We start from the raw sequence: 11,739 nt of genomic DNA, 5'->3' as shown, positions 1-11,739 counted from the left end.
GCGTCCACCGGTCTCGGAGAAAGCGCACCGTAGAATGACGCGGTGACCAGGCCCGCCGCATCCCCCGAGCCCGCCCCGATCGTCTACCAGAACCAGTGGCGCGACGTCTTCGACGGCACGCTCCCCGACGGCTGGGAGCCGACGAAGTCCGTCTCCGTCGTCATCGCGTCGTACAACAGCAAGACTCTGCCGCTCACGCTCGCGTCGCTCGCCGCGCAGGACTACCCCGAGGACCTGCTCGAGGTCGTCGTCGTGGACGACGGCAGCGAGCCGCCCGTCGAGCTCGGCGAGGTCGTGCCGAAGAACATCCGCCTCATCCGCGTCGAGGAGGGCTGGGGCCGCTCCAACGCGACCGACATCGGCATCAAGGCCACGTCGGGCGACATCATCTACTGGGTCGACTCCGACATGATCCTGTTCCGCGACAACGTGCGCCAGCACGCGAAGTGGGCGCACTTCATCCCCGAGGCGGCCACGATCGGCAACAAGGGCTTCATCGAGGAGTGGGACTACACCCCCGAGACGGTGTACGAGAAGGTCCTCGACGGCACGATCGGCGACGACTACGACCGCTCGACGCTCCACGAGCACTGGTCCATCCAGATCTTCCGCGACACGGACGACCTCAACACGTCGCACGGCCGCAACTACTCGACGCACATGGGCGCGTGCGCCTCGGTCACGCGCGAGGTCTACGACCGCACGTTCGGGCAGGACACCCGTCTCCACCTGGGCGAGGACACCGAGATCGCCTACCAGCTCTGGCAGGCCGGCGCCGTCTTCATCCCCGTCGAGGAGGCGCTCACGTGGCACCTCGGCCGCGGCACGGTGCAGGACCACGCGGTCAAGGTGGCCTGGCACAACGACGTGCACTTCGCCCAGCGCATGCCGATCCCGCGCTACCGCCGCAAGGCTGACAACCGCATCTGGGAGGTGCCGCTCGTCAAGGTCGTCGTCGAGGTGACCCCCGAGACCGCGTACCTCGCCCGCAACTGCGTCGACCGCATCCTCAACAGCACCCTCACCGACGTGCACGTCGTGCTCGTGGGCCCGTGGTCGCAGCTCCACGAGGGCCGGCGGAAGATGCTCGCCGACCCGCTGAACGAGCTCTACCTCGTGCGCGAGTGGCTGCGCACCGACAACCGCGTGATCTTCGCGGAGGAGGTGCCCGAGACGGTGTTCCCGGCCCCGTACCGCGTCGACCTGCCGATCACGGTGGGCGTCACGAGCGACAGCCTGATGCAGATGTACCGCCAGATCGACGGCAACCGGCTGGGCGCGGTGCGCTACTTCACGCCCGGTCACACGAAGGACGACTCCGTGACGATCTGGGACTCGGCCGCCGTGGCCCGCGCCAAGCGGTACCTGCGCGAGGGCGACGCGATCGAGGACCTCGTCGACCGGGTCTGGGGCTTCCAGTGGGGCTCGAACGACACGGCGCAGCTCATCGACCTCCGCGAGGCCGACCTCTCGGAGCGCGTGACGCGCGTCGACCCGCGGGTCGCCGAGCTCGAGGCCGAGGTCGCCGCGCTGCGCGCGCGCATCGCGCCGCCGCCGTCGCTCGCGCGTCAGATCGCCCAGCGGCTCAACGCCGCATCGGGCGGGCGACTCGCTCCCGTCGTGCGCGGCGTCAACGCCCGGCTCGGCGGCGCGCCCGCCGCGGCCATCCGGCGTCTGCGCCGAGGCTGATCGAGCGGATGACGTCCCGCACAGACGCATCGCATCAGTCCGGCTTCCGCCCGGACATCCAGGCGCTCCGCGCGATCGCGGTGCTCAGCGTCCTCCTCTACCACCTGTGGCCGAATCGGCTGACGGGCGGCTTCGTCGGGGTCGACGTCTTCTTCGTCATCAGCGGCTACCTCATCACCTCTCACCTCGTCCGCGAGCGCGAGAAGACGGGGCGGATCGCGGTGGCGCGGTTCTGGGCGCGACGCGCGGTGCGCCTTCTCCCCGCGTCGCTCCTCACGCTCGCGGCGACCGCGGTGGGCGTCCTGCTGTGGGTGCCGCGCTCGCTGTGGGACCAGTTCCTCGGCGAGGTCGGCGCGGCGGCGCTGTACGTGCAGAACTGGCGCCTGCTGTTCGACAGCGTCGACTACCTCGCGGCCGACAACCAGCCGTCCCCCGTGCAGCACTTCTGGACCCTGTCGGTCGAGGAGCAGTTCTACGTCGCCCTGCCGCTCCTGCTCATCGCCGCCATGGCGCTCCTGCGCCGCGTCGCGTGGCGGAAGGTCGCCGTCGGCGTGCTCGCCACGGCGACCGCCGCCTCGTTCGCATACAGCCTGTGGCTCACCGCCTGGTCGGCGAGCGAGGCCTACTTCTCCACGCTCACCCGCGCATGGGAGTTCGGCGTCGGCGCCCTCGCGGCCTTCCTGCCGCTCATCGCCTGGCGCGCGATGTCGAACGCGCTCGCCGTCGCCGGCGTCGCGCTGATCGCCGTGAGCACGGTCGCGCTGTCCGGCGCCACGCCATTCCCGGGCGCGGCGGCGCTGCTGCCCGTCGTGGGCACGGCCCTCGTCGTGTGGGCGGGCGGCGGCTCGTTCCTCGCGCAGGTCGGGGCCTCGCGCCCGGTCGCGTTCACGGGCGCCGTGTCGTACGCCGTGTACCTCTGGCACTGGCCGCTCATCGTGCTGCTCCCCTACGCCACGGGGCATCCGCTGACGACCGTCGAGAAGGTCGCGATCGCAGCCGCGGCGTTCGCCCTCGCTTGGGCATCGACGCGCTTCATCGAGAACCCGGTCCGCCTCTCGCCGAGCCTGCTCGCGCGTCGCCGGCCCCGCACGGTCGCGGCGTGGGCCGCGGCCGGCATGGCCTGCGTGCTCGTGTTCCCCGTGGCCGCATCGGCGACCCTCCGCGCGGAGGAGGAGCGCGTGCTCGCGGCCACCGAGTCGCTCGTCGAGACCCTGCCCGACTGCTTCGGCGCGCAGGCGATGGACCCCGAGCTCGCACCGTGCGAGAACCCCGAGCTCGACGCCTACCCGCTCGTGCCCGCTCCGATGGACGCGGCGAGCGACGACGCCAACCGCGACGCGTGCTGGTCCGGCCCGGATGAGACCGTGCTGCGCGTCTGCTCCCTCGGACCCGACGCCGACTGGGACCGGCACCTCATGGTGATCGGCGACTCCCACAGCAACGTGTTCGTGGGCGCCTACGCGCGCATCGCCGAGGAGCGCAACTGGCGCATCGACATCGCGGGGCACGGCGGCTGCTACTGGACGGACGCCCTCGTCGAGCGCTCGACGCCCGTGTCGACCGACGCCTGCACCGCGTGGCGCGGCGAGATCGCGGACTACGTGGCGGAGAGCACCGACGGGATCGATGCGTTCGTCGTGACGCGCTCGTCCGATGGGCGGGACGCGGATGCGACCACGGTCGACGGCATGGTGTCGGCGTGGGGCGCGCGCCCGGATCCGACCGTGCCCGTGATCGCGATCCGCGACAATCCCCGCATGCCGGCCGAGACCATCCAGTGCATCGAGGCGGATCCGGAGACCGCGAACGAGAGGTGCGCGCAGCCCGCCGACGCCGTGCTGCACGACGACGGGCAGGCCGCGGCGGCGGAGCGCGACCCGAATGCCACGGTCATCGATCTGACCGAGTTCTACTGCGCCGACGGTACGTGCCCTGTCGTCATCGGCGGAGTCGTCGTCTATCGCGACGGGCACCACCTGACGGCGACCTACGCGGCGACCCTCGGGCCCTATCTCTCCGAGCGGCTCGCGGCCGCGCTCGGCTGACGCCTCAGCCGCGCGCGACCGTCCACGCGGTCTCGCCGCCGGCGCGCTCGTGGCGCACGACCGTGCCCTCGCGCTCGCGCAGCGCGGCGGCGGCCTCCCGCCCCGCGGCGTCGTCGTCGAGCACCCACACGGTGTCGGCGGTCGCGAACTCGGCGGACGCGTCGACGTCGCGGAGCACCTCCTCCGCCGTCTCCCCCGCGATGCGGATGAGGTCGTAGGTCCCCGGCGTCTCGACGAACAGCTCCCGGTAGCGTGCGAGCGGGAGCTCGTCGACACGGCCCTCGAGCGCCCGATAGGCGCGGGGGTCCTCCTCGAGGCGCGTGCTGACGACGAGCACCGTGCGCGCACCCGACGTCGCGGCCGCGAACGCCGTGCGCGCGCCGACCTCGAGCAGGCGCTGCACCTTCCGCTCGCGCGCGATCGCGGCGGCCGCCCGGTCGCCCGCCCGCGGCGCGAGCGGGAGCGCCCGCGGCACCTCGAGCGCGTCGAGCAGGGCCACGGCGCTTCGCGACAGCTTCGTGACGTCGCGTCCCTCGGCGTGGAGGATCCGCTCGCCCGCGAGCGAGTGGAAGCGCTGATCGACATCGCGCGCCTCGCCGATCGTGCGGAAGTTCCTGTGCTCGGGCCCCCGGCGACGCACGACCTCGAAGCGCCGCGCGCCGACATCGGCGAGCAGGAGGATCGCGTGGAACGCGGATCCCTCCTCTCCCCCGATCACCTCGGCGCGCGAGATCTGGTCGAGCTGCTCGCGCACAGACATCCGCTCGGGATTCACGACCGTCCATCCCGCCGCGCGCAGATGCCGCTCGGCCGCGTCGGACCCGAGGTCGCGGATGCCCGAGTCGATCGCGCCGCGCGAGAGCCACAGGCGGCGGCCCGGCTCGGCGGATGGGCCGCGGTGCTGCGCGAGGAAACGCGCGTGATCCGGGTGGATCCAGTCGTCGTAGCGGTAGCCGATGTCGGGCACGTGGAGCGTGCGGAACCGCGTCGGGCGGGTGATGAAGCGGATCGGGTTGCGGACGCCCAGGATGTCCAGGATCTCGCGCTGCCAGGGGCGGAAGGACTCGTCCTGCCAGTCGTGCTCCGCGGTCCAGACGATCTCGACGTCAGGGTGCGCCGCGGCCCACCAGAGCCGAGCAGCCGACTCCAAGATGAAGTGCCCGAAGTGCATGTGGAGTTTCCCGGCATACACGGCTTGGATCGGCTCGTCGTCCACGGTCTGGGCGTGCTCTTCACGCGGGAGCGGCGCTCCGCGCTCGCCCGAGCGCCGATCGGTCACCGTGCGCTCGACGTAGTCGCCGTTCGCATCGAACACCCCCATGAGGAGGATGTCGTGCTCGGACTCCGGTTCGCGTCGACGCAGGACCGGGTAGACGACGGCGTCGGAGACGACGCGGGCGGAGAGCGGTTCCATTCCGTTCACCCTACCGGCGGTGCCCGGTCAGACCGGGTTGTCGGCGTTGTACGCGGCGACGACGTCGTCGATCGGCGCGTCCATGACGAGCGCGTGATCGCGGATGTAGAGGCCGCGCGTGCAGAAGCGCCGCAGGTCGCGTTCGCTGTGGCTCACGAAGAACAGGGTGCGCCCTGACGCGAGAAGCTCGTCGATGCGGGCGTAGCACTTGGCGCGGAAGGCCTTGTCGCCGACCGCGAGCACCTCGTCCACGAGCAGGATGGGCTCGTCGAGCTGCGACACGACGGAGAACGCGAGGCGCACCTTCATGCCGTTCGAGAGGTGCTTGTAGGGGGTGTCCTGGAAGTCCTCGAGCTCCGCGAAGGCGATGATGTCGTCGTAGCGGGCCGCGATGTGGGCACGGCTCATGCCGTGGAGTCCCGCCGTGAGGCGGACGTTCTCGCGCACGGTGAGGTCGCCGACGAAGCCTCCCGTGATCTCGATGAGCGGGGCGACCCCGCCGCGCACGACGACCGATCCCTCGTCGGGCAGCAGGACCCCCGCGACGAGCTTGAGGAGCGTGGACTTGCCCTGGCCGTTGCGGCCGACGACGCCGATGGACTCGCCGGGGCGCACGCGGAAGGAGACGTCCCGCAGGGCCCAGAACTCGTCCTTGGGCGCGCGCCGCGAGGCGCTCGCGAACATCGACTTGATGCTGCGCCGCCCGCGCCGGTTCCGCCGGAACCGCACGCCGAGACCGTCGACCTCGATCGCGTAGGCGTCGTCGCGCTCCATCACAGCTCCTTCAGCAGCGGACGCTCGAGGCGGCGGAAGGTGAGGATGCCGACGCCGAGGAACAGCAGGCTCATGAGCGCTCCCGCGACGACCGCGAAGGTGTCCCACTGGCCGGGGAAGAAGCCCACGCGGTACAGCGTGAAGATGCCCGCGAGCGGATTGAGCGCGCCGAGGTCGCTCACGGCACCGGGCAGGTCGCCGATCCCGTAGATGATCGGCGACGCGTAGAAGAGCACGCGGAGGATCAGGCGGGTGGTGCGCTCGAGGTCGGAGAAGAGGACGCACAGCGGCGCGACGAGGAGCCCGAGCCCCACGAGCAGCACCGTCTGCAGGAGCACCCCGACCGGGAAGAGCAGCAGCTGCCATCCGACCGTCGCACCCGCGGCGACCGCGAACAGCACGAGGACCGGGAGCGAGCACAGGAACTCGACGCCCTTGCTCAGCACGATGCGGTTGATCCAGATCGAGCGGGGGATGGAGGTCGAGCGGACGAGCTTGGCGTCCTTGTTGAAGGCGCGCGTGAAGTCGGTGACGGCCGCGTTGAACCAGACCCACGGCAGCAGCGCGGTCATGAGGAACACGATGTACGGCTCCTCGCCGACCCGGCCGCCTCGATGGAAGACCTGCGTGAAGACGAACCAGTAGATGAGGCTCATCACGAGCGGATCGAGGATCGACCACAGGTAGCCGAGCCAGCTCGTCGCGTAGCGCACCTTGAGGTCGCGCGCCGAGAGCAGCCACAGCGAGTGAAGGTAGCGCCGCGGCGTGCCCGGCGCACCGACGACGCCCGAGCTCACGACGCGGTGCCCCTGAGCAGCGGGGGCTCGGATCCCGACGTGTCGGCCGCGGCGGGCGCGCTGTACTGCAGGTAGATGAGGCGGCTCTGCTCGCGCCGTGCCCTGAGCACGCCGTCGAGCACGAAGCCCACGGTCCAGGCGAGGGCGCCGGCGAGGCCGAAGCCGACAGCGAGGACCGCGGTCGGGAAGCGGGGCACGAGTCCGGTCTGCGCGAACTCCACGACGAGCGGGATGCCCAGGACGACCCCGACGAGCATCGCGACCGCACCCAGAAGGCCGTAGAAGAGGAGCGGCCGCTCGTAGCGGATGAGCTGGACGATGAGCGAGAGGATGCGGAATCCGTCGTGGTACGTGCGGAGCTTGCTCTCGCTGCCGGCCGGCCGGTCGCGGAAGCCGACGTGCACCTCGGTCTGCGGGACACGGATGCTCATGACGTGCACCGTCAGCTCGGTCTCGATCTCGAACTCGCGCGACGCCGCGGGGAAGCTCTTCACGAAGCGCCGCGACATGACCCGGTAGCCCGAGAGCATGTCGCTGACCTCGGAGCCGAAGATGCCGCCGACGAGCCAGTTGAAGCCGCGGTTGCCGAGCTCGTGCCCGGGACGGTAAGCGGTCTCGGTCTTCTGGTCGCGCACGCCGAGGACGTGGTCGTACGGCCCCTCCTGCAGCGTGCGGATCATCTCGGGCAGCGCGGCGGCGTCGTACGTGTCGTCGCCGTCGATCATGACGTAGATGTCGGCATCGACGTCGGCGAAGGCGCGGCGCACGACGTTGCCCTTGCCCTTGCGCTCCTCGCGGCGCACGATCGCGCCGGCCTCGCGCGCGACCTCGGCCGTCCGGTCGGAGCTGTTGTTGTCGTAGACGTAGACCGTCATGCCCGGGACGGCGGCGCGGAGATCGCGGACGACCTTCCCGACCGCGAGCTCCTCGTTGTAGCAGGGGACGATCGCGGCGATGACAGGGGACGACGTCATGGAGAGCACTTTCGGCGACGTAGGATCTTCGATGGACCGCATGGCGCCGAGACGGCCGCCGTCGGAGCCGGTTCAGGCTAACACGCGGCTCTGCCGAAACCCCTCGGCACACGCCGCCCTCACGAGGAGCACGATGCACGCGAACGCGGCGACCCGGAAGGCCAAGCAGGCGGGGGCCTTCCTCGTCATCGGCGGTCTCGCGTTCCTCGTCGATGCGGGCGTCTACAACCTGCTCGTGTTCTGGGTGACCGGCGACGGGCCGATGCACGGACAGCCGCTGGCCGCCAAGATCATCTCGATCGTCGTGGCGTCCCTCGTGACGTACGTCGGGAACCGGTACTGGACCTTCTCCGACCGGCATCTGCCGCACCGCTTCTCGCGCTACGCGATCTTCGTGCTGTGCAACCTCATCGCGATCGGCCTCCAGCTCGGCTGCCTGGCGTTCTCGCGCTACGTGCTGGGTCTCGACGACGTCGTCGCCGACAACATCTCGGGAACCCTGATCGGGCAGACCCTCGCGACCGCGTTCCGCTTCCTCACGTACGACAGGTTCGTCTTCCCGCACGAGGAGCCCTCCCCCGCCCCGCGCGCGTAGCGGGTCACGATCGCGCGCCAGGGGGTCGCATGTCTCACTCCCCGCCGGAATCCACCGCCCAATCCCGCCGCGAACGAGACATGCCGACCCCCACGTGTCTCACTCGACGAGGGAATCCGGGGCGAAAACGCGCCGCGAGTGAGACATGCAGGAGCGTGTGAGCATGCCGGGGCCGCGGGACGCGGCCGACCCGCCCCGCAGCTACTCCGCCGGCAGCGGGCCGCAGCGGTCGATGCGGTAGAGCGTCGACTCGCCGTCCGTCGCGACCTCCGTGAAGAGTCCCGCCTCCACCGCGGCGTGCGGTCCGGGGAAGTGGTTGCCCGCCGGGTCTCCTCCCCCGAACTCGTGCGGGTTGTAGAGCACGTGCCGCACGCGGAGGGCATCGAGCGCGCGGCACACCGCCGGGTCGCTGTCGATGTCCATGAGGCCCCATGCGAGCGTCTGCCGCAGCGGATCCCACTGGCCGTTGACGTGCGGGAAGACCGGCTCGCGTCCGGCATACAGCTGGGTCAGCGCCGAGCCGTCCCACGGGTCGCCGAGCACGCGCTCGCTCGCGGGCACCTCCTCGGCCACCTCGTGGTCCATGAAGTCGATCTGCTTCTGCGACACGACCTCCCACTGCGCACGCTCGTCGGGCATCGCGAACACGGCCGCGATCGCCGATGTCGTTCCGGTGAGAGCGAGCCCCGCAGCCGACACCACGGCGACGGCCAGCGCGAGCGGCGCGGCGAGGCGCGGGAGGGCTCGACGGGATCCGCCCGTCCGGATGGCGCGCTCGGCCGGGAGGGCACGTCGCGCGAGCGCGAGCGCGCCGAGCGTCGCGAGAGGGACGGCGACGACGGGCAGCGCGGCCGCGAGGCGGAAGCGGTCCTTGTACCAGACCCCCGTCGCGAGCTTCGCGATGACGCCGTCCGAACCGGCGGCGAGAACGAACAGCGCAGCGACGAGCACGAAGGCGACGACGAGCCACCGCGTGCGCCGGGTGCGGAGCGCGACCCCGGCGCCGACGATGACGAGGAACGCGAGGAAGGGCGCGACCGTCGTCACCGCGCCGCCCTCCCCCGTCATCGCCTGCAGCGTGAGAACCTGCACGACGCCCTCCCAGATGCCCTGCACCGCCTGCGCCTGCGGGCCGGAGAGACGGCTCTCGATCGGCTCGTCGAGGAGCCCGAACCGCAGGATGGCGATCGCGAGCGCCGCCGCCGACAGCGCGACGCCGCCGACGACGCCCGCGACGAGCACGATGACCGCGCGGCGGCGCTCGCGCCCGCCGCGTCGACGGGCGCGCGCGAACGCGCCGCCGAGAACCCACGCGACGAACGGGATGCCGATGAGCGCCCACGTCGGGAGGACCCGCGGATGAGCCACGGCGAGCGCCCCGACGGACAGGCAGCCCGACAGCGCCGCGAGCACGACGGCGCGTCCGCGCTTCCCGGGCCGCGCGAGCGCGACACCCCGGACGGCGAGGACCGACAGCGCGACCCCCGCGGGGAGCAGCGCGTGCGCGAGGCCCGTGGGGTAGATCGTGCCCCACGAGAGCAGCGCGTAGGGGAACGCGCCGAAGGCGGCGCCGAGCGGGAGCGCGACGAGGGCGACGGTTCCCGTGGAGCGCCCTGGGAGCACGACCTGGGCGAGCCAGGCGACCCCGGGCAGCCAGACGAGCCCCTGCACGGCGAGCCATGCGGCGTTGAACGCGACGGGAACCGGCACGCCGCTCCCCTGCACCGCCATCGCGACGAGCGCGTGCCAGGCCGACGGGTAGTACGCGATCCCCGTCGCGCCCGTCTCGATGAGCGAGCGCAGCGTGAGGGGCGAGGCGGAGAACCCGTCCAGGATGGCCGACACGGCCGAGAGGTGGAAGACGTTGTCGTAGGTCTGCGAGATCCGAGACGGGTCCGGCACTCCCGCGAACGCGACGACGCCCACGATCGCGGCGGCGAGGGCCCACACCGCGGCGAGCGCACGCGGCGGGATGGCCGCGCCCGTCACGACGAGGTCGGGATGCGCGCGCCGGACGAGGAGGGATGCCGCGAGCCCGACGAGCGCGACGGCGAGCACCTGCACGACATGGAACGGCGCACCGAGCGCGCCGAACACCGCCGCCGCGACGCCCGCGCAGCACACGCTCGCGAGCGACGCCACCGCGACGCGCGCGACCGCGCCCATGCGCAGGGGCGCGGTCGCGATGAGCCCGGGTGCGAGCACGGCGAGGAGCGCCGACACGAGGGCCGGCGCGACGACGACCCAGCTCATCGGACTCCTGCCGTCAGGCGGGCGCGGGTCAGCCGTTCAGCTGGTTCTGCCACATCGACAGCGCCGACCCGATGGCCATGTGCATGTCGAGGTACTGGTACGTGCCGAGACGGCCGCCGAAGAACACGTCCTTCTCGCCCTTCGCGAGCTCGCGGTAGGCGAGCAGACGCGCGCGGTCCTCATCGGTGTTGACCGGGTAGTACGGCTCGTCGGCGCGCTCGGCGAAGCGCGAGTACTCGCGCATGATGACCGTCTTGTCGGTCGGGTACACGTCGGCGCGCTCGGGGTGGAAGTGCTTGAACTCGTGGATGCGCGTGAAGGGCACGTCGGCATCCGGGTAGTTCATGACGCTCGTCCCCTGGAAGTCTCCGATGTCGAGGACCTCCTCCTCGAAGTCGAGCGTGCGCCAGCTCAGCGCGCCCTCGACGTCGTCGAAGTAGCGGTCGACCGGTCCCGTGTAGACGATCGGCACCTGGCCGACGAGCGCCTTCTTGTTGAGCGGCTGCGACTCGTCGAAGAAGTCGACGTTCAGCTTGACCTCGATGTTCGGGTGGTCGGCCATCCGCTCGAGCCACGCGGTGTAGCCGTCGGTCGGCAGGCCCTCGTGCGTGTCGTTGAAGTAGCGGTTGTCGTAGTTGTAGCGCACGGGGAGGCGGCTGATGATGTCGCCCGACAGCTTCTGCGGGTCGGTCTGCCACTGCTTCGCGGTGTAGTCGCGGAAGAACGCCTCGAACAGCGGGCGGCCGACGAGGGCGATGCCCTTCTCCTCGAAGTTGCGGGCCGTCTTGACGTCGAACTCGCCCGCCTGCTCCTTCACGAGGGCGCGCGCCTCGTCGGGCGAGTACGCGGCCTGGAAGAACTGGTTGATGGTGCCGAGGTTCACCGGCAGCGGGTACACGACGCCGTTGTGGTTCGTGTACACGCGGTGCACGTAGTTCGTGAACGTCGTGAAGCGGTTGACGTACTCCCACACCTTCTCGTTCGAGGTGTGGAAGAGGTGCGCCCCGTAGCGGTGCACCTCGATGCCCGTCGTGGCCTCGTTCTCGCTGTACGCGTTCCCGCCGATGTGGTGGCGGCGGTCGATGACCGTGACCTTGCGCCCGGCTGCTGCCGCGCGCTCCGCGATGGTGAGTCCGAAGAATCCGGAGCCGACGACGAGGAGATCCATCCGTGGTGCTCTTTCTCTCAAGGGGAAGGG

At 71.1% G+C, this 11,739-nt stretch carries 9 protein-coding genes; 3 read left to right on the top strand and 6 right to left on the bottom strand.

What is annotated here, in order from left to right; genetic code table 11:
• Positions 1-42: 42 nt before the first annotated feature.
• Together GC092_RS04895 and GC092_RS04890 are read left to right on the top strand one after the other, a co-directional pair.
• Complete coding sequence (locus GC092_RS04895) at positions 43-1,689, top strand: glycosyltransferase (protein ID WP_271172838.1); 1,647 nt, start codon at positions 43-45, stop codon at positions 1,687-1,689.
• 8 nt (positions 1,690-1,697) lie between these two features.
• Complete coding sequence (locus GC092_RS04890; RefSeq protein WP_324014265.1) at positions 1,698-3,734, top strand: acyltransferase family protein; 2,037 nt, start codon at positions 1,698-1,700, stop codon at positions 3,732-3,734.
• Between the two features lie 4 nt (positions 3,735-3,738).
• Here GC092_RS04890 and GC092_RS04885 read toward each other — a convergent pair whose 3' ends face one another.
• The 4 genes from GC092_RS04885 to GC092_RS04870 are packed head-to-tail and all read right to left on the bottom strand — an operon-like array spanning position 3,739 to position 7,693.
• The gene (locus GC092_RS04885; protein ID WP_324014264.1) at positions 3,739-5,148 is read right to left on the bottom strand and encodes a glycosyltransferase 61 family protein; all 1,410 of its coding nucleotides are present in this window, start codon (positions 5,146-5,148) and stop codon (positions 3,739-3,741) included.
• Between the two features lie 27 nt (positions 5,149-5,175).
• The gene (locus tag GC092_RS04880; RefSeq protein WP_324014263.1) at positions 5,176-5,922 is read right to left on the bottom strand and encodes an ABC transporter ATP-binding protein; all 747 of its coding nucleotides are present in this window, start codon (positions 5,920-5,922) and stop codon (positions 5,176-5,178) included.
• The gene (locus GC092_RS04875; protein WP_271172842.1) at positions 5,922-6,719 is read right to left on the bottom strand and encodes an ABC transporter permease; all 798 of its coding nucleotides are present in this window, start codon (positions 6,717-6,719) and stop codon (positions 5,922-5,924) included. Before GC092_RS04875 ends, GC092_RS04880 begins: the two co-directional genes overlap by 1 nt.
• The gene (locus GC092_RS04870) at positions 6,716-7,693 is read right to left on the bottom strand and encodes a glycosyltransferase (protein WP_271172843.1); all 978 of its coding nucleotides are present in this window, start codon (positions 7,691-7,693) and stop codon (positions 6,716-6,718) included. Before GC092_RS04870 ends, GC092_RS04875 begins: the two co-directional genes overlap by 4 nt.
• 133 nt (positions 7,694-7,826) lie before the next feature.
• Here GC092_RS04870 and GC092_RS04865 point away from each other — a divergent pair, with 133 nt between their 5' ends.
• Positions 7,827-8,288, top strand: coding sequence for a GtrA family protein (locus tag GC092_RS04865; protein ID WP_324014262.1), 462 nt, complete (start codon positions 7,827-7,829; stop codon positions 8,286-8,288).
• 201 nt (positions 8,289-8,489) lie between these two features.
• On the opposite strand, the gene GC092_RS04860 is transcribed toward GC092_RS04865, so the two are convergent.
• Positions 8,490-10,541: a DUF6541 family protein gene (locus GC092_RS04860; RefSeq protein ID WP_324014261.1), complete on the bottom strand. Its 2,052-nt coding sequence runs from the start codon at positions 10,539-10,541 to the stop codon at positions 8,490-8,492.
• Between the two features lie 28 nt (positions 10,542-10,569).
• On the bottom strand, positions 10,570-11,709 hold the full coding sequence (gene glf, locus GC092_RS04855) for a UDP-galactopyranose mutase (RefSeq protein WP_324014260.1): 1,140 nt from the start codon (positions 11,707-11,709) through the stop codon (positions 10,570-10,572).
• Positions 11,710-11,739: the final 30 nt, after the last annotated feature.

The sequence above is a fragment of the Microbacterium sp. JZ37 genome, assembly GCF_035188445.1.
Lineage (GTDB): Bacteria > Actinomycetota > Actinomycetes > Actinomycetales > Microbacteriaceae > Microbacterium > Microbacterium barkeri.
The sequence above is the reverse complement of the archived record's forward strand: the minus strand, read 5'-3'. Positions and strand labels throughout refer to the sequence as shown.